At 72.1% G+C, this 21,937-nt stretch carries 19 protein-coding genes; 4 read left to right on the forward strand and 15 right to left on the reverse strand.

Annotated features, from left to right (window positions below; all coding sequences use genetic code 11):
- Positions 1–148 precede the first annotated feature (148 nt).
- A complete protein-coding gene (locus ACH4G3_RS38275; protein WP_397628798.1) occupies positions 149–988 on the forward strand; it encodes a DUF1206 domain-containing protein in 840 nt (279 codons plus the stop codon).
- Positions 989–1,016: 28 nt separating this feature from the next.
- A complete protein-coding gene (locus ACH4G3_RS38280) occupies positions 1,017–1,451 on the forward strand; it encodes a hypothetical protein (protein ID WP_397628799.1) in 435 nt (144 codons plus the stop codon).
- A 31-nt stretch (positions 1,452–1,482) separates the two neighbouring features.
- Here ACH4G3_RS38280 and ACH4G3_RS38285 read toward each other — a convergent pair whose 3' ends face one another.
- The 8 genes from ACH4G3_RS38285 to ACH4G3_RS38320 form a co-directional block, all read right to left on the reverse strand.
- Entirely contained in the window at positions 1,483–3,723 is a 2,241-nt protein-coding gene (locus ACH4G3_RS38285; RefSeq protein WP_397628800.1) for an FUSC family protein, read from the reverse strand.
- Between the two features lie 102 nt (positions 3,724–3,825).
- A complete protein-coding gene (locus ACH4G3_RS38290) occupies positions 3,826–5,196 on the reverse strand; it encodes an NAD(P)/FAD-dependent oxidoreductase (protein ID WP_397628801.1) in 1,371 nt (456 codons plus the stop codon).
- Positions 5,197–5,414: 218 nt separating this feature from the next.
- Positions 5,415–7,145 carry a PP2C family protein-serine/threonine phosphatase gene (locus ACH4G3_RS38295; RefSeq protein ID WP_397628802.1) on the reverse strand — a complete coding sequence of 577 codons (1,731 nt, stop codon included), beginning with the start codon at positions 7,143–7,145 and terminating at the stop codon, positions 5,415–5,417.
- Positions 7,142–8,566 (reverse strand): SpoIIE family protein phosphatase, encoded by a 1,425-nt coding sequence (locus ACH4G3_RS38300; RefSeq protein ID WP_449657612.1) that lies wholly within the window; start codon positions 8,564–8,566, stop codon positions 7,142–7,144. Before ACH4G3_RS38300 ends, ACH4G3_RS38295 begins: the two co-directional genes overlap by 4 nt.
- A complete protein-coding gene (locus tag ACH4G3_RS38305) occupies positions 8,566–9,006 on the reverse strand; it encodes an anti-sigma regulatory factor (RefSeq protein ID WP_397628826.1) in 441 nt (146 codons plus the stop codon). The genes ACH4G3_RS38300 and ACH4G3_RS38305 overlap by 1 nt, the downstream gene beginning before the upstream one ends.
- Entirely contained in the window at positions 9,006–9,425 is a 420-nt protein-coding gene (locus ACH4G3_RS38310) for an STAS domain-containing protein (protein ID WP_397628804.1), read from the reverse strand. The genes ACH4G3_RS38305 and ACH4G3_RS38310 overlap by 1 nt, the downstream gene beginning before the upstream one ends.
- A complete protein-coding gene (locus ACH4G3_RS38315; protein ID WP_306959638.1) occupies positions 9,422–10,309 on the reverse strand; it encodes an STAS domain-containing protein in 888 nt (295 codons plus the stop codon). The genes ACH4G3_RS38310 and ACH4G3_RS38315 overlap by 4 nt, the downstream gene beginning before the upstream one ends.
- Positions 10,310–10,571: 262 nt before the next feature.
- A complete protein-coding gene (locus ACH4G3_RS38320) occupies positions 10,572–10,973 on the reverse strand; it encodes an STAS domain-containing protein (protein WP_397628805.1) in 402 nt (133 codons plus the stop codon).
- Between the two features lie 341 nt (positions 10,974–11,314).
- On the opposite strand from ACH4G3_RS38320, the gene ACH4G3_RS38325 reads away from it, so the two are divergent.
- A complete protein-coding gene (locus tag ACH4G3_RS38325) occupies positions 11,315–11,686 on the forward strand; it encodes a PRC-barrel domain containing protein (RefSeq protein ID WP_397621933.1) in 372 nt (123 codons plus the stop codon).
- 69 nt (positions 11,687–11,755) lie between these two features.
- Here ACH4G3_RS38325 and ACH4G3_RS38330 read toward each other — a convergent pair whose 3' ends face one another.
- Together ACH4G3_RS38330 and ACH4G3_RS38335 are read right to left on the reverse strand one after the other, a co-directional pair.
- Positions 11,756–12,190, reverse strand: coding sequence for an ATP-binding protein (locus ACH4G3_RS38330; RefSeq protein ID WP_010033269.1), 435 nt, complete (start codon positions 12,188–12,190; stop codon positions 11,756–11,758).
- Between the two features lie 116 nt (positions 12,191–12,306).
- Complete coding sequence (locus ACH4G3_RS38335) at positions 12,307–14,205, reverse strand: AMP-dependent synthetase/ligase (protein WP_397628806.1); 1,899 nt, start codon at positions 14,203–14,205, stop codon at positions 12,307–12,309.
- Between the two features lie 149 nt (positions 14,206–14,354).
- On the opposite strand from ACH4G3_RS38335, the gene ACH4G3_RS38340 reads away from it, so the two are divergent.
- Entirely contained in the window at positions 14,355–14,588 is a 234-nt protein-coding gene (locus tag ACH4G3_RS38340; protein ID WP_397628807.1) for a DUF6480 family protein, read from the forward strand.
- A 64-nt stretch (positions 14,589–14,652) separates the two neighbouring features.
- On the opposite strand, the gene ACH4G3_RS38345 is transcribed toward ACH4G3_RS38340, so the two are convergent.
- The 5 genes from ACH4G3_RS38345 to ACH4G3_RS38365 form a co-directional block, all read right to left on the reverse strand.
- Positions 14,653–15,741 carry a glutamate--cysteine ligase 2 gene (locus ACH4G3_RS38345; RefSeq protein WP_397628808.1) on the reverse strand — a complete coding sequence of 363 codons (1,089 nt, stop codon included), beginning with the start codon at positions 15,739–15,741 and terminating at the stop codon, positions 14,653–14,655.
- A 112-nt stretch (positions 15,742–15,853) separates the two neighbouring features.
- The gene (gene glgB, locus ACH4G3_RS38350) at positions 15,854–18,061 is read right to left on the reverse strand and encodes a 1,4-alpha-glucan branching enzyme (RefSeq protein WP_397628809.1); all 2,208 of its coding nucleotides are present in this window, start codon (positions 18,059–18,061) and stop codon (positions 15,854–15,856) included.
- Positions 18,062–18,064: 3 nt separating this feature from the next.
- Complete coding sequence (locus tag ACH4G3_RS38355; protein WP_397628810.1) at positions 18,065–19,435, reverse strand: maltokinase N-terminal cap-like domain-containing protein; 1,371 nt, start codon at positions 19,433–19,435, stop codon at positions 18,065–18,067.
- Between the two features lie 28 nt (positions 19,436–19,463).
- Positions 19,464–21,182: a maltose alpha-D-glucosyltransferase gene (gene treS / locus ACH4G3_RS38360; protein WP_397628811.1), complete on the reverse strand. Its 1,719-nt coding sequence runs from the start codon at positions 21,180–21,182 to the stop codon at positions 19,464–19,466.
- Positions 21,179–21,937: alpha-amylase family glycosyl hydrolase (locus ACH4G3_RS38365; protein WP_397628812.1), on the reverse strand; the 759-nt coding region annotated here is incomplete at its 5' end. The genes treS and ACH4G3_RS38365, both read right to left, overlap by 4 nt.

The raw sequence follows: 21,937 nt of genomic DNA on the forward strand, positions 1-21,937 counted from the left end.
TGTGACGGGGAGGCGTGGCACCGAGAGGGGCCCGGCCGACGGCGGCAGCCGAGGCCGGGCCCCTGCCGTGACCGGAATCCCCTGGTCCGGCGGCCGTGCCGGGTGTGGGGTCGCCCGGCCGGGGCATCCGGAGTGCCGGGAGGTCCACATGAACACGAGTGCGATGGCACAAGGCGGTCGGATCCGGGCCCGGCGAGCGGCGCGGGGTTCGGCGGTCGAGGGGGCGGCACGGGCGGGTCTGGCCGCCCGGGGTGTGATCTATCTGCTCGTCGGGGCCCTGGCCCTGCAGATCGCCTTCGGCGACACGGGCGAGCAGGCCGACCGCGGGGGAGCCCTGGCCGCCCTGGCGCAGCAGCCGTTCGGCGCGGTGCTGCTCTGGGCGCTGGGCATCGGCCTTGCGGGCATGGCCCTGTGGCGGCTGTCCGAAGTGCTCTTCGGCTCCGTCGGGCCGGACGGCCGCAGCGCCCGCAAGCGGCTGCTGGCGGCGGCCCGCTTCACGTTCTACGTCTTCGTCGCCTACTCCGTGCTGTCGTTCGCGGCCCACCGGGGCGCAAGCGGCGGCGGATCCAGCGACCGGCAGTCGCAGGACGCCACCGCCAGGGCCCTGGAGCTGCCCGCCGGCCAGTGGCTGGTCGGAGCGGCCGGCATCGCGATCGTCGTGGCCGGCGGCTGGATCGGCGTACGGGCGGTGCTCCGCAAGTACCACGACAAACTCCGGCTCGGGCAGATGAGCCCCCGGACGCGGCGGCTGGTGGACGTCACCGGCGTGGCCGGCGGCGCAGCCCGAGGGCTGGTGTTCGCCGTGGCCGGCGTCTTCGCCGTCCGCGCGGCGGTCGACTACGAACCCGACCGGGCCAAGGGCCTGGACGACACCCTGCGCAGCTTCGCGGACACCCCGCTCGGCCCCTGGCTGCTGGTCTGCGTCGCCGCCGGGCTGGTGCTGTTCGGGGTGTTCTCCTTCGCCATGGCCCGCTGGCGCCGCGTCTGAGCCGCGTCATCCGGGGAACACGAAGCCAATGAGCGATTCCGAGATTCCGCATGGCGACGGCCGGCCCGTGGACGTGTACCTGGACCTCCTGCGCATCCGGATGGACACGGAGGACTACCGCCTCCTGATGCGTGTGGTGGAACCGGTCCTCGAGGCGATCGACGAGGAACGCCTGTCCAGCCTCGACTTCGCGCTCGACTCCGGGGCCGACGACGAACTGCCCCAGGAGGTCCGTGACGAGGTGGCCCTCGTCATCGCCACCGCCGTCACCGGCCGCCTGGACAACGAAGTGATCGAACTCGACGTCGACGAGACGGGCCCGGTCAGGATCGTCACGGACGCCTCCACCGCGTCCGACCCGGTCCGCCTCAGCGAGATCGCCGACTACATCAAGGAACGGCACCGGCAGACGGAGGAGCTGCGGGGCATCGCCAAGGTGAGCGGACTGCCCACCGACTTCTGAGCGCCCCCGGCCCCCTCACGTCCTCAGGCCCTCAGGCCCGCGGTTCCGCCACCGGCACGCCCAGCGGCCGGGCGAGACCCACCACGGCCTCGTCCAGCCGCTCCAGATGCCGCAGCACGCGGTCGGTGATCCGGCCGTAGCGCGGTGTGCCGGCGTCGGACCCCAGCAGTGAGGCGATGCTCGGCCCGGTCTCGACCCGTGCGGCGGCGTGCTCGTCCTCGACCCGGGCCGCGATGGTCTCGATGTTGCGCACGGTGCGCCCCGCGGCCCCGCGCAGCCGTGGGTCCGCCGCGATCGAGGGATGCGTGGGCAGCAGCTCGGCGGTGGCCGCCAGCGTCCGCGCGTGGTATGCACAGGTCTCCAGCAGCGCCACCACGTAGCGGGCCGTGTGGCGCCGGGCCCGCAGCGGTGTGACCGGATGGGTCAGCGGCTGCGTGGCGGCCCGCAGATCGGCCAGCGCCTGGTCCAGATCGCGCGCCTTGTCCAGCAGCTCGTCCGCCGGCCCGCCGCTCAGCTGGCCGACCGCGGCCTCGGTGACATCGGCCAGCCGTTCCAGGACCGTGCCGAGCAGCTCGTTCGTCCGGCGGTCGGTCCGCACCGGCAGCACCAGCGCCGCCGCGACCACGCCGCAGGCCGCACCCAGCGCCGTCTCCTCCACCCGCAGCAGGAGCACGTCGAGGCTGTAGGTGTGCAGCAGCGTGTACAGCAGCCCCAGCATCGCGGTCACGAAGAACGACATCAGCGTGTACGACAGCGGTGCCACGTAGAACATCGCGAAGATCAAAACCAGGACCAGCGCGAACGCCGTCACGGTGTGCTGCCCGACCAGCCCCGCCAGGACGATGCCCGCCACCACGCCGAACACCGTGCCCAGCAGCCGGCGGTAGCCCTTGACCAGGATCTCGCCCGTCGACGAGGTGTTCAGGAAAACGATCCAGCACGTCAGGACCGCCCAGTACCAGCGCTGCGTGGACAGCAGCTCGCCGCCCACGATGGCCAGCGCCGACCCGACGGCGACCTGCACGGCCGCGCGCGTGGTGGGCCGCCGCAGCCCCTTCTCCTCCTCCTCCGAGGGCTCCTCGGCGCTGTCGATCGCGGCGTCCTCCGCGTCCAGCTCCTCACGGGAGCGTGCGGTCGCGGGGGTGTCGTCGGACTCGTCCTGCGGGCCGTCCAGCGCGATCCGCAGCCCCAGCACGGAGCGGGCCGCCTCGCCGATGCCGCGGAACACGTCCTGGACGGCGGCGGGCGCGGGCGGCAGGTTCTCCTCGTCCCGGTAGCCGAGGAGCCGGTTGCGCACGTGGGCCAGGGCGGTCCCCGTGTCGCCGCTTCCGGCCCGCAGCACGAGGGCGCGCAGCGCCTGGAGGTCGCGGCGGAGCGTCGCGGTGGCCTCGTCCGGCACGGCCGGCTGCCCCACCGAAGGCGCGGGCGCGCCCGGCAGGTGCAGGGTGAGGGTGTCGGCCCTTTCGGCGCTGCGGGCGGTCAGCAGCAGCAGGCCGAGCCGCTCGGCGGCGATCTCGGCGTCCGCGATACGGCGCTGCACGAGCCGCGCCGCCGACTCGTCGGGAGTGCCCTCCTCCAGCTGCGCCTGGATCATCATCGCCGTCTCGTGCAGCCGTGCCGTGCCGTCGCGCACGGCCTCCAGGGCCTTGTCCATGTCGTCCGGGCCGGCGTCGAGCAGGTCGAGCTGCGCGGACACCAGCTGGGCCAGCCGGGCGCGGAAGGCCAGCCGCAGCCGCAGCAGGACTCCCGTAGGAGTCGCGGGTACGACAGCGAAGCGCAGCAGGGCACTGGAACAGAACGCCAGGGCGATGGCACCGCACAGCGTGGGCAGCGCGGACACCTCGGCGCCGACGAACAGCGACAGGAAGTAGATCTGGAAGCCGATGAGTCCCAGCGCGGTGCCCCGGTCGCCGAACCGGCGGCCGTAGACCGCGCAGAAGATCAGCACGACGAAGAAGACGTCACCGGCGTAGAGACGCGCGTTGAGCACCGCGCCCAGCGACACGGAGGCCAGCGCCACCGGAAGGCCCAGCGCCAGCGTCACGGCCTGCGCGCCCAGCTGCTTCTCCCGGATGGCGAAGGTGGCGACCATCGCCGCCATGGCCCCCGCCACCAGGAGATGCACATCGGCCCGCAGCAGGGCGAGCACGGCCAGCGTGAGGGCGATGGCGCCGACCGTCCGCAGCCCGGCAGTCAGGCGCAGCAGCCCCGGGTCGGACGCGGCGATCCGGTCCCGCAGTCGTGCCCGCACCGAGCGTCCCGCTGCCCTCACGCCGCCGCACTCTCTCCCGACTCACCACACCAAGATCCGCACCTCAGCATGACATGCCACGAACGGACGGTCCCCTCCGGCCCGGTCCCAGGGGCTGTCCCCCTACTCCTGCCGGCTGGTCCCCTCGACGTGTGCCCGGACCTGCTCCGGTGTCAGATAGGCGTCGGTGTACTCGAAGTCCTTCAGCCTCGCGGCCTTGCGGGCCTGGAACCCGGTCCGTACGAAGTCGTCGCCGGCGACCGCGTTGAGGAGCCAGTTCGTCATCACCCGGGTCTTGGCGACATTGGTGCGCAGCGCCGACCAGTGGTAGCCCCGTGCCACGGCCTGGGCAGGCAGGCCGCGCAGCTCGATGCCCAGCGGCTTGGAGACCGCGTCGGTGCCGCCGAGGTCGACGACGAGCCCCAGGTCCTTGTGGACGTACGGCTTCATCGCCTGGCCGCGCAGTGACGCGATGACGTTCTCGGCGACGTGCTTGCCCTGCCGCAGGGCGTGCTGCGCGGTGGGCGGGCACATGGCCCCGTCCCCCTTGGCCAGGTCGGGCACGGCGGCCGAGTCGCCGAGCGCGAACACCCCGTCGTCGCCCGGCAGGTTCATCTCGGGGGCGACCGCGAGCCGCCCCTTGACGGTCTCCGCGCCCAGCGTGGCGATGAGGGGGCTGGCGACGACCCCGGCCGTCCAGATGAGCGTGCGGGTCGGGATCACCCGCCCGTCGGTGAAGGTGACCTCCTCGGGGCCCGCCTTGGCGATGGAGGTGCCCAGGGAGATGTCGATGCCCCGTCGGCGCAGGATCTCCTGCGCGCTGCTGCCGAGCTTGTCGCCGAGCTCCGGCATCAGCTTCGGCGCGATGTCGATCAGATGCCACTTGATCAGGCCCGGGTCCAGCCGCGGATAGCGCTTGACGGCGGCGTGCGTCAGCCGCTGGAGGCACGCCGCGGTCTCGGTGCCCGCGTAGCCGCCGCCGACCACCACGAACTGCAGCCGTGAGGCCCGCTCCTGCGGGTCCTGGCTGGCGTCGGCCAGGTCCAGCTGCGAGATGACGTGGTCACGGATGTACGCGGCCTCGGCGAGCGTCTTCATACCGAACGCGTGGTCCGTCAGCCCCGGGATGTCGAAGGTGCGGGTGATGCTGCCGGGGGCCAGCACGATGTAGTCGTACGGCTCGTTGACGATCTGGTCGGTGATGGTGCGGATGACGCAGACCTTGGACTTCAGATCCACGCCGATGGCCCCGCCCGGAATGATCCGCGTGCGGTACTTCTTGCTGCGGCGCAGCGAGACGGCGATCGACTGCGGCGTCAGCACCCCGGAGGCGACCTGGGGGAGCAACGGCAGGTAGAGCTGGTAGGCGAACGGCGTCACCAGCGTGACGTCGGCCTCGTCCGGGGAGAGTTTCCGTTCCAGACGGCGGACGCACTCCACACCGGCGAAGCCTGCGCCAACCACCAGGATCCTGGGTCGTGTCACGGTGTTCATCCCTTTCTGCGGCTCCAGGCGGTCTGCCTCGAACGCCTATCGACTGCCCCTGGATCGCTGGTTCGCACCCCATTGATCCCACCGCGTGTCCGACCGGCACGCCAGTCGGACGCGGCAGGCAGACGAAGGCGTCGATCACCACCATGCCCGCCCCGTGGCCGAAAAGCACCAGGCCGGCGTGAAGAAGGCGTGCACACACCGGCCGGGCGGACCGTACGTCAGCCCGCCACGTCCCCTTGGAGATGGCACAGCAGCAGACACACGTCGTCGTCACGCTCGGAATCGCTCAGCAGCGGATGCAGGATCCGGTCCGCCGAGCCCTCCAGATCCGCGTCCAGCTCCGCCGAACGGAACCTGCCGAGCGCCGAGGCCAGCCGCTCGATACCCGGGTCTATGCCCTGAGCGCGCCGCTCGACCAGCCCGTCCGTGTACAGCGCGAGCGTCGAGCCCGGCGCCAGGCGCACCGTGTGGTCGCCGATCTCCTGGGTGAGGGGGATGCCCAGCATGGCGCCGGGTTTGGCGTCGAGCGTACGCACGGTTCCGTCGGGCAGCCGCAGCACCGGCGGCGGATGGCCGGCGGCGGCCCAGGTCAGCGTGGGCTCGTCCGGGTGAAACCGGGCGATGACGGCCGTGGCGTACAGGTCCGGCTGGAGATGGTGCAGGAACCGGTGCAGCCGGGTCAGCAGCCGGCCCGGGCTGTCGCCGTCGACGGCGTACGCCCGCAGCGCGGTGCGCAGCTGGCTCATCATGACCGCCGCGTGCAGACCGTGCCCGGTCACGTCGCCGACGACGGTGATGAGACCGCCGTCCCGCTGGGGGAACGCGTCGTACCAGTCACCGCCGATGTTCAGCCCGTGGGTGGCGGGCAGGTAGCGCGCCGCCAGGCTGAGGCCCGGCGTGGCCGGCAGGTCCGTGAGCAGCGCGCGTTGCAGCGTCTCGGCGATGTCGCGGTTGTGCTCGAAGCGCCGGGCGTTGTCGATCGCGATGCTGGCCCGCCGGGTGAGCTCGATCAGCATCACCGCGTCGTCCGGATCCCAGCGTGCACCGGGCGGCGACAGGGTCAGCACCCCCAGCGGGGCCCGGCGCGTCGGCAGCGGAACGCACAGCAGCGGCCGTGTGGGGTCGAGCGCGGACGGCGGCTGGTCGTCGACGCCGGGCAGGCCACCGGGATGGTCGGCGGCGTACTGCGGGCGCCCGGTCCGGGCCGCGACCACGGCGGCGGCCGGATGCGGCGCCGACCGGTGCCTGTCGTCCTCGTGGTCGAACAGCCAGACGTCGACGCTGCGGGCGTACTCCGGCACCAGCAGGTCCGGCAGCCGGCGCACGATCTCCTCGTGGTTGAGCGAGGCCGTCAGCACGGCGCTCGCGTCCGCGAGGAAGGTCAGTCTGCGGCGGGCGCTCTCCGCCTCGTTGCGTGCGCTGCGCTCGGCGGCGAAGGCCTCCCGCTGGGCCCGGCCGGCCGCGTCCAGCTCGGCGTGCAGCGCCAGGACGCCCTGGTTCGTCTGGTGCAGCTCCTCGCGGTGGAAGGCGACCAGATCCTCCTGCTCGGTGAGCTTGTCCAGCACCACGGCCGTGTCCTCGTCGGCGCCGAGCAGCGCCTCCGCGAGGGCGGCGGCATCGTCCTCGACGGTGCCGCTCTCCGTGGCCCGGGCCACCTCGGGGCAGGGGACCGTGACCTCCCACGGCGGTTCTCCGGCGGCGGCCGACGCGTCCGGCGACGGCGTCACCACGGCGTGCAGTAGCCCCTCCTCGGCGGGGGAACCGGCCATGTCCAGGGTGAGCAGCCAGGTGCCGCCCTTGGTGAGGCACTGCCGCAGATGGGCGCTGAGGGCGGCGGCCAGCCTGGTCCGTTCGACGGTGGGCACACCGTACGCGGCGGCCAGGCGGGCGAGGGCGATGCGGGCGCGTGCCGCATCGGTGACGGTGGTGATCTGCCAAGTGCGCATCATGGGCGTTCCGGCGGGGTCGGAGTGAGCACGGCCACGGCGGTGTCGTCCCGCACCGGACGGGCGGGACTGCTCGCGTCACGTATCGCCACGGCGGCCGTCACGGCTGGGTCGGCCGTGGACAGACCGGCGTCGGACGGCGGCGTCCAGCGGCTGGGCAGGCCGTCGGTGTGCAGGACCAGCAGCCGGTCGGCCGCCCAGTCGGCCTCCTCCTCGCGGAGGGTGGCGGGCCGGTGCACGCCGACGATGCCGGGCCGCGACAGCAGCGGACGCCAGGTGCCGTCCGCGCGCAGCCGCGCCCCCACGTTGCCGATTCCGGCGAACCGCAGCCGCCCGGCCCGTACGTCGAGCTGGGCCAGGGCGACGGCCGCGCCCCGGGTGCCCTTCAGCGCGTCGTGGAGGCGCCGCAGTGACTCGGCGGGCGTGAGATGAGCCCAGCGGTGCAGCGCCGTGACCGCGGCGGACGAGGCCCGGGCCGCCTCCGGGCCGTGCCCCAGACCGTCCGCCAGCATCAGCGTCAGCCGGTCCCCCGAACGCACCCACGCCCAGGCGTCACCCGAGTACTCGGCTCCGCCGTAGGGGATGTTCACACCTCCGGCGCGCACGCCGGCGACAGGCCCGGGCCGGTCACCCGACGGGCCGGGCCGCCCGCCGGGACGCGGTGCGCCGGGGTCCCGCACCTCGCCGTCCGGAATCACGGAGTCCGGCTGGGGACCGGGTTCATTCCCGGGGACACCACTGTCCCCGGGCACGTTGCCGGCCTGCCCCGGGAGACCCGGCGCACCGCCGGGCGCCGCCGCGTGCCCCGTCAGGGCGCCGCACGCCACGGCTCCCACCGGTGCGTGACCGGTCCGTGCGTCATCGTCCGGCCACCAGCCGCCGGTGCGGGCCCCGCCCTGGGACCACCCCGGGGCGCCGGGAACAGCCGTACCGTGCGCCGGACCCCGGCCATCCGTCACCGAGTCGGCCCCCGTCCACCCGTCCGGACCGCCGCCACCGCGGGGTGTGGTGCCCACGCGGGCCACCGCGACCGTGCCGCGGCCGGGCGTGCTGTGCAGGGCGAAGTCGTCGGCGAGCCGCTGACACGTGCCGAGGCCCGCGCCGAGCGAGCCGGTCGTGGAGAAACCGTCGCGCAGGGCCGCGGGCATGTCCGCGATGCCCGGGCCGTGGTCGATCGCGGCGATCTGCACAACCCACGACTTGGCACCGCCCTCCCGTGGCGCGGGCGGCGCCACGACGTCGATGAGCACCTGACCGCCCTCGGCGTGCTTGAGCAGATTCGTGGCGAGCTCGGTCGCGACCAGCGCGGCGGCCGCGGTGCGCCGCTCGTCGAGACCGGCCAGCGCGGCCGCGCTCTCCGCGGCGACCCGGGCGTCGCGCACCCGCGTCGAGTCGCGCACCGGGACGTCCCACACGCGCGGCATCATGCCTCCTCGCGCGGACGCGGCGGCTGGGCCGTCCAGCAGGTCACCCGCACGGTGGTGCCGTCGCCCGGCGTGCTGTCGATCTCGAAGTCGTGCACGAGACGCCGCGCGCCGCTCAGCCCCATCCCCAGCCCGTCGCCAGAGGTGTAGCCGTCGCTGAGCGCCTGGTCCAGGTCGGCGATGCCCGGCCCTTCGTCGCTGAAGGCCAGCCGGAGCCCCTGCACCCCGCCACGGCTGATGTGCGTCGCCTCCATCTGTCCGCCACCGCCGTGCACGAGGGTGTTGCGGGCCAGCTCGCTGGCCGCCGTGACCAGCTTGGTCTGCTCCACCAGGCCGAAGCCGAGCCGGGCCGCGGCCTGCCGCACGTGCTGTCGCACCCACACCAGGTCCATGTCCGACCGGATGGGCAAGCAGGCCTCCACGCCCGCGGCAGTGTGCATCACGGACTCTCCTGACGCGGGCCGTCCGGACGGTACGCCGGGGTCTGCTGCGTGAGGAGCTCCATGCCCGCCTCGGTGCTGAGCGCCGTGCTCAGCCCGGGCAGCGTCAGGCCCAGTTCCGCCAGGGTGATGGCGACCGCCGGGCGCATGCCGGCCACCACGGTCCGCGCGGCCAGCAGCTTGGCCTGCGCCGCGATCTCGGCCAGCACCCGGCCGAGGAAGGAGTCGACGATCTCCACACCGGAGATGTCGATGAGGACACCACGCACCCCGGTACGGGAGATGGTCTCCGCGAGATCCTGCTGGAGCTGCTGCGCCGTGCTGTCGTGCAGGTCCCCCTGGAGCGTGACCAGCAGGACGTCGCCGAGCCGGAGAACCGGCACGTGGCCCGGGACGGGACGGGAGTACGCGTCGCTCACCGCTGACCCGCACCCGGGTTCACGATGTCCGCGCCGAGCTCGTGCAGCGCGTACCTCAGCGCGTCGGAGAGGCTGGCGCGAGTGATCACGTCCAGGTCCAGACCGAGATGCACGATGGTCTGCGCGATCGCGGGGCGGATGCCCGAGACGATGCACTGGGCGCCCATCAGCCGCGCCGCGGCGACCGTCTTCATCAGGTGCTGCGCCACCAGCGAGTCCACCGTCGGCACCCCGGTGATGTCGAGGATCGCGAACCGGGCGTGCTGGTCGACGACGGCGTTCAGCAGCGTCTCCATCACCACCTGGCTGCGGGCACTGTCCAGCGTCCCGATCAGCGGCACGGCCACGACACCGTCCCACAGCCGGATGACGGGCGTCGCCACCTCCATCAGCTGGAGCCGCTGCCGGTCGCTGAGCGCCTGCCACTCGCTCAGCGCCGTCTGCATGGCGACCAGCCGCAGGGTGCCCATCAGCACCGTCAGTGCCGTCGAACACGCCCGCAGATGCTCGGGCGGCGCCTCCTCCAGATCGGCGGCCAGCAGGTTCTCCACGGGCGGCCGCAGGGCGGCCAGCTCGCTGGCGACCTGGGTGTTCGACAGCCCGGCGCGCGAGCGGGCCGCGCCCATCCGCGCCAGCTGCTCGCGCACCCCGCTGAATCCCGCGGCGTCCGGGTCCTCCACCTGATCCGAGTCGGCCACCTGGGCCAGCGCGTCCACGACGACCTTGCTCGCCTCCACCGCCTCGTCACGCGAGACGGTGAACACGGTGCGGAACAAGGGCTCGTCCGCCCACCGCTGGGCGATCTGCTCACGCCTGCGGTGCAGGAAGTCCCTGACCTCGTGTGTCGGCGTGGCGAGCTGTCCGTCCGCTTCGTGCTCCGGCACCTGGTTCTCTCCTCATCCGCGTTGCGTCGACCGAGCCCGCCAAAGGCAACGGGACGGTGCTGTGACACTTGCCGGGCGACAACTCTAACCATGCGCCGACCTCGTACGACACCGGATCCGACGCAACCGATCCGGTTGTGGGGAACGGCGATTGGCCATCGCCGTCACCGGCGCGCAGGGCGAGTCGCCGTCCGGGCATTGCGGAGCGTGGACACCGGGCCGCCGGTCCCGCGGACGGCCTGGCCGAGGGGCCCCCGGCCCGTCAGGCGCTCTGTGCCCCCGGCTCCTCGGGGGTCTCCGGCACCTCGTCGGCGCGGGCCAGAGCCTCGTCGACACTCTCCGATATCGGCACCGTGATGCTGACACCGGTCAGGTCGAGGACGCGCCGTACGGCGGGCGTCGGGTTGATGACGTGCACACTGCCGGCGGTCCTGCGGGTCTCCTGGTACACCCGCAGGATGATGTTCATCCCGGACGAGTCCATGAAGGGGACGGACGAGAGGTCGAGCAGGAAGTGTCGTCGGCCGTGGTGGAGTTGGTTGGCCAGATGGGCCTGGAACTCGGTCGCGGTGTCGACGTCCAGGTAGCCGTCGACCGTGATCAGGGCAACGTCATCCCGGGGCAGTTCGACTTCCACGGACAGCGGGTTCTGGGCGAGGGGCACGGGTACCTCCAACGAGTGCTACGGCCTGGGCAGGTCACCTCTGCGGATGACCGCGGTGCGGGGCGATGCCGGTCGTGGTGCGGGCTTTGCCGCCGTTTCTCATGTGCCTCCCTTCGCCGCCGGGCTCCGTTTCCACCGCGCCCCCGCGATTACCCCGGAAACCGCCCCCCATGCCCCCGGGGACGAACCTTGCCGAAGCCAGCCGCCGACGACGTACGGTGGCAGGTGAGGGCGCCCGAATGCGCTTGCGACACGAGGGTAGTTGCTGCTGTGGAGCGGGGTGGGCGGGAACCGTCCGCCGGACTCCGCGATCCGCACACCGTCAGGGAGGATGGAGCAGCGTGGCCATCGACAGAATCTGGTCGTACGCGCCGGGAAGCGGTCACGTCGAGGGGCAGGACCTGACCGGTTTCACCGTCGCCGCGACCGACGGCACGATCGGGCACGTGGACCGCGAGGCCGCCCCGCACGGCCTGCGGCACCTGGTCGTCGACACCGGCGTCTGGGTGTTCGGCCGCAGCGTCCTGGTGCCGGCCGGAGTCGTCACCGGCATCGACACGCAGGGCCGGCGGGTCACGCTGGCCTGCACCAGGGGAGACGCCAAGGCGGCGCCCCGCTTCCAGACCGACAGCGAGACCCGGGACCGGGAGTACCTCACGGCCGTGGGCGACTACTACGACCGGCTGCCACCACGTGCGACGACCTCGGCCTGAGCACTGAGCACTGAATCCTGATCCCCGAGCCGGTCACGGGCGTGGTGCCGCGCCCGTGACGCTCCCGGCTCACCAGGGCAGGAACACGTGCACGTCCTTGCCGCGCTCGTCGCTCACCACGCTGACCTGGTCGCACAGGGTGTGGATCAGGTGCCAGCCGATGCCGCCGCCCCCGCTGCGCGGATCGAACGGGCGCGGGGCCGGCTCCGTGGAACTGGTGTCGTGCAGCACCACATGCACCCCGTCGAAGGTCCGGCGCATCCGCAGCGCGAACGGACCAGGGGCGTACTGCACCGCGTTGGCGGCCAGTTCCGTCACCACCAACAGGATGTCGTCCCAGTACTCGGGGGCAGAGGGCGGCGAGGAGCGTGACAGATCCCGCAGGAACTCCTCCGCGGCCAGCCGCGCTCCCGTCACGTCGTGCGGCTCGCCCACGAAGCTGTTCGTGCGGCTCGGAATCTCCTCGGAGGTCAGTGCGTCATCCCCACGCGGCTCGGTTGACATATCGCCTTTCCGGCCCGGCGTCAGCAAGGGCTGTCGTCAGGGCTGTCGTCCTTTCTCTTGCGTCGCCACTGTTGCGTGTTCCCGAGGGGGCGAGGCCTACGCGTCCGGCTCCCCGCTCAACGGAACACGTTGTCCGAGTCGTCCCAGTTCAATGGTTCGTCCTGGGTGCCCGGCCGCGCGGGACGCCTGCGCGACTGGTACATCGCGTCGATCTCGGACGCGTAGTGCCGCACGATCTCGTCCCGGCGCAGCTTCATCGAGGGCGTCAGCAGTCCGTTGGTCACGTCGAACGGCTCCGGCAGGACCCGGAACACCCGGATCGACTCCGACCGCGACACGGAGCTGTTGGCCGCGGCCACGGCCCGCGCCACCTCCTCCCGCAGGGCGTTCTCCTCCCGCGCCTCGCGCATTTCGCCCTGCAGCGCCAGCGCCGCCCGCCAGTGCGCCAGGAACTCCGGATCCAGCGTGATCAGCGCGCCGACACAGGGCTGGTTGTCGCCCACGACCACCGCCTGGTGGATGAGCGGGTGCATCCGCAGCCGCTGCTCCAGGGCGGCCGGGGCGACGCTCTTGCCGCTGCTGGTGACGATGATGTCCTTCTTACGGCCGGTGATCGTCAGATAGCCCTCCGAGTCCAGCTGCCCGAGGTCCCCGGTGGCCAGCCAGCCGCCGCGCAGCGCGGCCCGGGTCGCGGCCTCGTCACGCACGTATCCCTGGAACACCGACGGGCCGCGTACCAGGATCTCCCCGTCCTCGGCCACCCGGATCTCCGTGCCGGGCAGGGCCTGCCCGACCGTCCCGGACTTCTCCCGGCCCAGCGGCTGCATCGTCACCCCGCCGCCGGTCTCCGTCAGGCCGTACCCGTCGTGCACGTAGATGCCGATGCCCTCGTAGAAGAGCGACAGATCGCGGCTGAGGGAAGAGCCGCCGGACGTCGCCCGCCGCACCCGGCCGCCCAGCGCGGCCCGCAGCCTGCGGTACACCGTGCGCTCGTACAGGGCGTGCTGGAGCCGCAGGTCGAAGCCGGGCCCGCGGCCCCGGCCCAGCCGCTGGCGTTCCAGGGCCGCGGCGTAGTCCCGTGCCGTCTCGGCGGCCCGCTCGAAAAGACCGCCGTGGCCGCCCTGCTGGGCCGTGCGCAGGAAGTTCTTGTAGATCTTCTCGAAGACCGACGGGACGGCGTAGAAGTACGTGGGCCTGAAGGAGCGCAGCGCCGACGACAGTGCCTCGCCGCCCAGGTCGGCCTGGTGCCCCATGAGCAGGCCGCCGCGCACGCACAGGCCCTGAATCATCAGCCCGTACACATGGGAGAAGGGCAGGAACGCCAGCACGGAGCCCTGCTCCCCGCGCGGCGCCGCCGTGTGCCCCCAGCCCGCCAGCAGCGTGTCGCAGGGGGCGGCCAGGTTGCGGTGGCTGAGGGCACAGCCCATGGCGTGGCCGGAGGTGCCGGAGGTGTAGGCGATGACGGCCGTGGAGTCCGGCAGCACGATGCGGCGCATCGAGTCGACCGTGGCGAGCGGGACGAACTCCCCGCGCGCCGCCAGGTCATCCAGCGCGCCCGCGTCCAGCTGCCAGACGTGGCGCAGCAGCGGCAGCGACGCGCACACCGAGCCGACGGTCATGACACCCTGCTCGTCCTCCACCACCACGGCCACACAGCCGGCGTCCCGCAGGATCCACTCGACCTGGTCGCGCGACGACGTCGGGTAGACCGGGACGACCTCGGCACCCACGGCCCACAGCGCGTAGCACAGGACCGTCCACTCGTACCGGGTACGCGCCATGATCGCCACGCGGTGTCCCGGCGCTGTCCCGGAGGCGATCAGCCCCTTGGCGACGTCCACCACCTGATCGCGCAGCTCGATCGCCGTCACCTCCTCCCAGGAGGCGGCGGCCGGGTCGGCGCGGCGGGCGAGCATCGGCCGGGTGGGATCGCGGTCCGCCATCTCGAAGACGCTGTCGGCGAGCCCGCCGGTCAGGGGCGAGACGGCCGGTGGAGCGAGGGCGAGGTCGCGCATGCGGCTCCTGACGGGTACGGGGTGTGACGTTGCCGACGGGTAGCGTCATCGGCGGGGCTCGAATGTAGTCGAGCCGGGGCCCTCAGGGGTCGGGAAATACGGAAGTCGTCCCGCTGATGATCTCGGCGTGATCGGGGGACCCGGAGGGCATGAGTCACATCAGTCCCGATCCCGAACCCGAACGCAGCTCAGGCCTGGAACCGGGCGGCGGCGTACCGCCCGGAGAGACCCCGCCCGCGGAGAGCAGCCTGCCCGAGGCGGGGCCCCGGGAGACGCACAACCCGCCCAAGGGCTGGTCCAAGGCGCCGATGGCCGTGATCCTCGTCGTCGTGGTGCTGATCGCGGCGTTCTTCCTGGCCTACGCCCTCGCTCTGATCCTCTGAGTTCCGCTTCGCGAGTTCCGATCCCGCCTGACGAAGAAGGCGGGACAGAAGAAGGCGGGACGCCTCACGCCTGGGTGTGCCGGACGCACTCGGTGACGACGTCCCGCAGGCTCCCCGTGCGCTCCATCAGGGCGCGCTGCACCTGTGCGCCGTTGCCGTCCCTCAGCAGCTCCTCGCAGGCGGCCCGGGCCCGCTCCAGGTCACCGGTGTCCTCGAGGGCGTCCTCGACATGGTCCAGCAGGGCACGCACGACCGCCTCGGCGGGCAGGCGCCGCATGGTGGCGGGGTGCAGCAGCTCGCCCGAAAGACCGGACCGGGCGGCCAGCCAGTCGGCCAGCCGGAGCAGGCTGACACTGTGGCCGAGCGGTTCCCGGCCCGCCCGCCACTCCCGCGCGGCCGTCTCGACCAGTCCGCGGACGAGCGTGGCGACCAGCGCGGCCGTACCGGAGTGCAGACAGACGTCCGACACCCGGACCTCCACCGTCGGATACCGCTGGGAGAGCCGCGCGTCGAAGTAGATCATCCCGTCGTCGAGGAGAGCGCCGGTGGCCACCATGTCCGCGATCAGCCGGTGGTACCGCTCGGCCGAGCCGAAGATCTCGGTCGGACCGGCCGACGGCCAGCGCAGCCACACCCGGCTGCGGTAGCTGCTGTACCCCGTGTCCTTGCCCTGCCAGAACGGCGAGTTCGCACTGAGCGCCGTCAGGACCTGGAGCCAGGGCCGCACCCGGTCGATGACCGCGACGCCCTCCTCGTCGGACTCGACGGACACATGCACATGGCAGCCCAGGACGAGCTGCTCCCGGGTGGCGATGCCGTACTGGTCGGCCATCCACTGGTACCGGCGGTTGACGCCGATCGCGGGGCTGACCGGCAGCGGGGACGTGGCGAGCGCCGCGACCGTGCAGCCGATCTCCCCGGCGTGCCGGGCCGCCTCCTTGCGGCAGCGGACGATCTCCGCCCGCAGGCTCTCCATGGAGGACTGCGGATGGGTGGCGAACTCCAGCATCTGCTCGTGGAGTTCCTTCTCGAAGACGTCCTGATCCGCGTCGTCCTGCGCGGCCCGGGCGAGCACGGCCGCGGACATCGCCCGCGGTTCACCGGTCTCCGGATCGACCAGGAGGAGCTCCTCCTCCACTCCGACGGTGCGCACCCTGATGCCCGCCCTTCCCTGACCCTGTCGCGTCGACCACCGGGCGTTCCCGGTGGTACGACACCCAGTGCCCCTCACAGGCGGGTCGGACACCTGGTGCGGTCGCGGGACTTCACGCAGCGAACGGCGTCAGCCACACCGTGGCCAGCGGCGGCAGCGTGATCCGGACACAGCCGTCCTCGGGTTTGACCGGATCCGGGTGGGTGACGCCGCTGCCGCCGTAGCGCGGGTCGTCGGTGTTGAGGATCTCCTGCCAGGCGACGGCGTCGCCGGGGACCCACAGGCCGTAGTCGTGCCGGACGACCGGGGAGAAGTTCGACACCGCCAGCAGCGCCCCGCCCCGCGCGTCGTACCGCAGGAACGCGAAGACGTTGTCGTCGGCCGAGTCCACCGCCACCCACCGGAAGCCCTCCGGACGGGTGTCGCACTGCCACAGCGCCGGCGTCGCCCGGTACGTCGTGTTCAGGTCACGGACCAGGTCCCGTACGCCCCGGTGGTCGCCCGCGGAGTGGTAGCCGTCGTCGAGCAGCCACCACTCCGGCCCCTGTTCCACCGACCACTCGGCGCCCTGGGCGAACTCCTGCCCCATGAACAGCAGCTGCTTGCCCGGGTGGCTCCACATGAAGCCGAGGTAGGCGCGGACGTTCGCGCGCCGCTGCCACCAGTCGCCCGGGGCCTTCGACACCAGCGCCTGCTTGCCGTGCACGACCTCGTCGTGGGAGATCGGCAGGACGTAGTTCTCGCTGTACGCGTAGACCATCGAGAAGGTCATCTCGTGGTGGTGGTACTTGCGGTGCACCGGCTCGTGGGCGAGGTACTCCAGCGAGTCGTGCATCCAGCCCATGTTCCACTTCAGCCCGAATCCGAGGCCGCCGGAGTCGGTGGGCTGCGTCACCCCGCCCCAAGCCGTCGACTCCTCGGCGATCGTCACCACGCCGGGGGCACGCCGGTACACGGTCGCGTTCATCTCCTGCAGGAACGCCATGGCCGCCAGGTCCTCCCGGCCGCCGTAGGCGTTGGGCTCCCACTGGCCGTCCTCGCGCGAGTAGTCCAGGTAGAGCATGGACGCCACCGCGTCCACGCGCAGCCCGTCGATGTGGAACTCCTCGCACCAGTACACCGCGTTCGCCACGAGGAAGTTGCGCACCTCGGTGCGGGCGAAGTCGAACTCGTACGTGCCCCAGTCCGGGTGCTCGGCGCGCCGCGCGTCCCCGGGCTCGTACAGCGGATCCCCGTCGAACCGGGCCAGCGCCCAGTCGTCCTTCGGGAAGTGCGCCGGCACCCAGTCCATGATCACGCCGATGCCCGCCCGGTGGCAGGCGTCGACGAAGTACCGGAAGTCGTCCGGGCTGCCGAGCCGCGCGGTCGGCGCGTAGAAGCCGGTGACCTGATAGCCCCAGGAGCCGTGGAAGGGGTGCTCGGCGACCGGCATGAGCTCGATGTGCGTGAAACCGAGGTCCTTGACGTACGCCGGGAGTTCCTCGGCGAGCTGCCGGTAGTCCAGCCCCGGGCGCCAGGACGGCAGATGCACCTCGTACACCGAGAACGGCGCCTCGTGCACCGGCGTGTCCGCGCGGTGCGCCATCCACTGCGCGTCGCCCCACTCATAGTGCGAGGCCGTCACGATCGACGCCGTGTCGGGCGGCTCCTCGGTGCGGCGGGCCATCGGGTCCGCCTTGAGGAAGCGGTGGCCGTACCGGGAGGTGATCTCGAACTTGTACGCCGTGCCCTCGCCCACGCCCGGCAGGAACAGCTCCCACACGCCGGACGCGCCGAGCGAGCGCATCGGGAACTGCGTCCCGTCCCAGTAGGTGAAGTCCGCGGCGACCCGCACGCCCTGCGCGTTCGGTGCCCACACCGTGAACCGGGTGCCGGTCACGCCCTCGTGGGTCATGGGCTGCGCGCCGAGCGCCTGCCACAGCTGCTCGTGCCGGCCCTCGCGGATCAGGTGCAGGTCGAGCTCGCCGAGCGCGGGCAGGAAACGGTACGGGTCGTGCACCTCCTGCTCACCGCCCTCGTACGCCACGTGCAGCGTGTACGCGGGGATCTCCGGCAGCGGCAGCACGCCGGAGAACAGGCCGTCGCCCTCCGAGACGAGCGGGATGTGCTTGCCGCCGGTCACCACGCTCACCGAGCGGGCGAAGGGGCGCAGCGCCCGGAACACGATCCCGCCGGGGACCGGGTGGGCGCCCAGCAGCGCATGCGGATCGTGGTGGGCGCCCGCCAGCAGGCGCCCGCGGTCCTCCGGGCTGAGGGCGGGCGCGGTCGCGCCCGGGACCGGGCCGGACGGCTCCGGGATTGAGGTGTCGCGCAGGGCCACGGCTCAGTCTCCTCTCACAGCGAGGCGCTCGATCGCCGCCATCGGTACAGGCAGCCAGTCGGGTCGGTGCCGTGCCTCGTACAGCACCTCGTACACGGCCCGGTCCGTCTCGTAGGCCCGGAGCAGTCCGTGTTTCTTGCGCGGGTCCCAGCCCGCGCGGGCGGCATAGCCCGCGCAATAGGTCTCGCGGCAGCGTCGCGCCCACTCCGGGCGCCAGGGGCGGCGCTGCCGGGCGGCGTAGTCGAAGGAGCGCAGCATCCCGGCGATGTCCCGCACGGGGGAGTGGGCGCTGCGCCGTTCGGAGAGCGGCCGGGACGGCTCGCCCTCGAAGTCGATGACGAACCACTCGCGTCCGGCCCGCAGCACCTGGCCCAGGTGCAGGTCGCCGTGGATGCGCTGGGCGGGCGGCCCGGCGTCGCAGGTGGTGAGGGCGGCGAACGCGGTGCTCAGGCCCGGCACGTACCGCTGGAGCGCGGGCACGCAGTGCGCGGCGGCGGCCAGCCGCTCGGTCATCGCGGTCGCGGTACGTCCGTTCTCCCCGGGCTCGCCGACCGGGAAGGCCGAGGCGAGGGCGAGGTGCACCTCCGCCGTGGCCGCGCCCAGCGCCCGCGCCTGGGCCGTGAAGTCGTCGCCGGCGGCCAGGGCGTGCAGCGCCAGCGTCCAGCCGTCGGACGCGTCCCGCAGATACGGCTGGAGCACCCCGAGGGTGGCCTTGAACGGATGCTTCGTCTGGAACCAGGCCACGGGCGCGGGCACCCGGTGGCAGCCCTGCCTGGCCAGCGCCCCCGGCACCTCCAGGTCCGGGTTCACGCCCGGCTGGATGCGCCGGAACACCTTCAGGATGTACTCGTCGCCGTACACCAGCGAGGAGTTGGACTGCTCCGCGTCCAGCAGCCGCGGCACCAGTCCGCCGGGCACCTGCTGGTCCGGGTCGCAGTCGAACCGCAGGGGGCCGGCGGTGCCGGGGCGGCGCAGCCGGTCCAGGAGCAGCTGGGCCGAACGAGGGTCGTGGAGCGCGTCGTAGACCGTCAGACCGGCCAGCGGCCCGTCCTGCACCCGCCCGATGAGCGCCCGCCCGAGGCGCGGCGAGGGATGTTCCCGTACGCCGAGCAGGAGCTGGTAGCAGTCGCCGGCCGGGGGAGCACCGCCCGGGGACGGCACGCCCGTGTGGCCGGCGTGACCGGCGTGGACCAGCAGGTGCAGACAGCCCGGGAACAGCTCCGTCATCGACAGCAGGCCGAGCTCCGTGACGGGCCGGTCCTTGCCCGCGAACCAGCGCTGCCGGGGCAGCCAGTCGCGCAGCAGCCCGCCGAGCGACTCCATGGGCTCGGCCAGGCGCGTGAGACCCGGGCGGAGGGATGCGGTCTTCGGCATGGTCACGCCTCCTTTCGTCGGCGCGTGCTCACAGTCGCCGGCCGATGCGGGATGCGACTCGAGTGAGCCGGAACCAGTAGAAGCCGTGGCCCCCGAGGGTCAGCAGATACGGCAGTTCGCCGATCGCCGGGAAGCGGACCCCGCCGAACAGCTCCACCGGATGGCGCCCGGCGAACTCGCGCAGATCGAGTTCGGTGGGCTGCGCGAACCGCGCGAAGTTGTTCACGCACAGCACCAGGTCGTCCTCGTACTCGCGCAGGAACGCCAGCACCGCCGGATTGGAGGACGACAGTTCGGTGTACGAGCCGAGCCCGAAGGCCGGGTTCTGCTTGCGGATCTCGATCATGCGGCGGGTCCAGTGCAGCAGCGACGACGGCGACGACATCGACGCCTCGACGTTGGTGACCTGGTGGCCGTAGACCGGGTCCATGATCGCCGGCAGGTAGAGGCGGCCCGGGTCGCAGGTGGAGAACCCGGCGTTGCGGTCCGGGGTCCACTGCATGGGCGTGCGCACCGCGTCCCGGTCACCGAGCCAGATGTTGTCACCCATGCCGATCTCGTCGCCGTAGTACAGGATCGGCGAGCCGGGCAGGGCCAGCAGCAGCGCGGTGAACAGCTCGATGGTGTGCCGGTCGTTGTCCAGCAGGGGAGCGAGGCGCCTGCGGATGCCGATGTTGGCGCGCATGCGGGGGTCCTTGGCGTACTCGGCCCACATGTAGTCGCGCTCTTCGTCGGTGACCATCTCGAGCGTCAGCTCGTCGTGGTTGCGCAGGAACATGCCCCACTGGCAGCCCGAGGGGATGGCCGGGGTCTTGGCCAGGATTTCCGAGACGGGGTAGCGGGACTCGCGCCGCACCGCCATGAAGATGCGCGGCATGACCGGGAAGTGGAAGGCCATGTGGCACTCGTCGCCGCCGGCCGCGTAGTCGCCGAAGTAGTCGACGACGTCCTCGGGCCACTGGTTGGCCTCCGCCAGCAGCACCGTGTCCGGATACTGCGCGTCGATCTCGCGGCGGACGCGCTTGAGGAACGCGTGGGTGGCGGGCAGGTTCTCGCAGTTGGTGTCCTCGGCCGCGTACAGGTACGGCACCGCGTCCAGGCGGAAGCCGTCGATACCGAGGTCCAGCCAGAACTTCAGCGCGGCCAGGATCTCCTCCTGGACGCGCGGGTTCTCGTAGTTGAGGTCCGGCTGGTGCGAGAAGAAACGGTGGAAGAAGTACTGGCCGCGCACCGGGTCGAACGTCCAGTTTGACGTCTCTGTGTCGACGAAGATGATCCGGGCGTCCGGATAGCCCTTGTCGTCGTCGGCCCACACGTAGTAGTCGCCGTAGGGCCCGTCGGGGTCCTTGCGCGATTCCTGGAACCACGGGTGCTGGTCGCTGGTGTGGTTCATGACGAAGTCGATGATCACGCGCATGCCGCGCTGGTGGGCGGCGTCGACGAACTCCACGAAGTCGGCCAGGTCACCGAACTCCGGCAGCACGGCGGTGTAGTCGGAGACGTCGTAGCCGCCGTCCCGGAGCGGGGACTTGAAGAACGGCGGCAGCCACAGGCAGTCGACGCCGAGCCACTGGAGGTAGTCGAGCTTTGCGGTCAGGCCCTTCAGGTCACCGACGCCGTCACCGTTGCTGTCCTGGAACGAGCGGACGAGCACCTCGTAGAAGACGGCGCGCTTGAACCACTCCGGGTCGCGGTCCCTGGCGGGAGTGTCCTCGAAGGTGTCCAGCACGGGCTCGTTCACGGTCATGGCGTTCCTGACCCTCCGTTCCCTTGCGTGGCGGGCGGCGACTGGACGTGGAAGACGTGCGCGGGAGCCCGCCCCGGCTCGAGGCGCACGTAGTTGTTCCTGCTCCAGTGGTAGGTCTCGCCGGTGAGCTCGTCGCGCACCGGCACCGACTCGTGCCATTCCAGGCCGAGTTGCGGCATGTCGAGCGAGACCGTGCCCTCCTGGGTGTGGTGCGGGTCGAGGTTGGCGACCACCAGGACGACGTCGGACCCGGTGCGCTTGCTGTACGCGAGGAGCGCGTCGTTGCCGGTGTGGTGGAAGCGGAGGTTCCTGAGCCGGTGCAGCGCGGGGTGTTCCCGGCGGATGGTGTTGAGCCTGGTCAGCAGCGGGGTGATGGTGCGTCCCTCGTGTTCGGCGGTCTCCCAGTCGCGGTGCCTGAGCTGGTACTTCTCCGAGTCGAGGTACTCCTCGCTGCCCTCCCTGAGCGGGGCGTTCTCGCACAGTTCGTAGCCGGAGTAGATGCCCCAGGTGGGGGAGAGGGTCGCGGCGAGGACGGCCCGGACCTCGAAGGCGGGGCGGCCGCCCTGCTGGAGGTAGGCGTGCAGGATGTCGGGGGTGTTGGCGAAGAAGTTCGGCCGCATGTACGAGGCGGCCTGGCCCGACAGCTCCGTGAGGTACTCGGTCAGCTCCTGCTTGGAGTTGCGCCAGGTGAAGTACGTGTAGGACTGCTGGAAGCCGATCTGGGCCAGGGTGTGCATCATCGCCGGGCGGGTGAA

It is taken from the genome of Streptomyces afghaniensis, assembly GCF_044327915.1.
GTDB lineage: Bacteria > Actinomycetota > Actinomycetes > Streptomycetales > Streptomycetaceae > Streptomyces > Streptomyces afghaniensis.

What these genes read in the sequence shown, in the direction of transcription:
- ACH4G3_RS38305 (WP_397628826.1), bottom strand. Translation starts at nt 9,006, where the DNA reads ATGCACACTGCCGCGGGCGTGGAGGCCTGCTTGCCCATCCGGTCGGAC.
- ACH4G3_RS38280 (WP_397628799.1), top strand. Translation starts at nt 1,017, where the DNA reads ATGAGCGATTCCGAGATTCCGCATGGCGACGGCCGGCCCGTGGACGTG.
- ACH4G3_RS38330 (WP_010033269.1), bottom strand. Translation starts at nt 12,190, where the DNA reads ATGTCAACCGAGCCGCGTGGGGATGACGCACTGACCTCCGAGGAGATT.
- ACH4G3_RS38355 (WP_397628810.1), bottom strand. Translation starts at nt 19,435, where the DNA reads ATGCCGAAGACCGCATCCCTCCGCCCGGGTCTCACGCGCCTGGCCGAG.
- ACH4G3_RS38335 (WP_397628806.1), bottom strand. Translation starts at nt 14,205, where the DNA reads ATGCGCGACCTCGCCCTCGCTCCACCGGCCGTCTCGCCCCTGACCGGC.
- ACH4G3_RS38295 (WP_397628802.1), bottom strand. Translation starts at nt 7,145, where the DNA reads ATGATGCGCACTTGGCAGATCACCACCGTCACCGATGCGGCACGCGCC.
- ACH4G3_RS38340 (WP_397628807.1), top strand. Translation starts at nt 14,355, where the DNA reads ATGAGTCACATCAGTCCCGATCCCGAACCCGAACGCAGCTCAGGCCTG.
- treS (WP_397628811.1), bottom strand. Translation starts at nt 21,182, where the DNA reads ATGACCGTGAACGAGCCCGTGCTGGACACCTTCGAGGACACTCCCGCC.
- ACH4G3_RS38275 (WP_397628798.1), top strand. Translation starts at nt 149, where the DNA reads ATGAACACGAGTGCGATGGCACAAGGCGGTCGGATCCGGGCCCGGCGA.
- ACH4G3_RS38290 (WP_397628801.1), bottom strand. Translation starts at nt 5,196, where the DNA reads ATGAACACCGTGACACGACCCAGGATCCTGGTGGTTGGCGCAGGCTTC.
- ACH4G3_RS38300 (WP_449657612.1), bottom strand. Translation starts at nt 8,566, where the DNA reads ATGCCGCGCGTGTGGGACGTCCCGGTGCGCGACTCGACGCGGGTGCGC.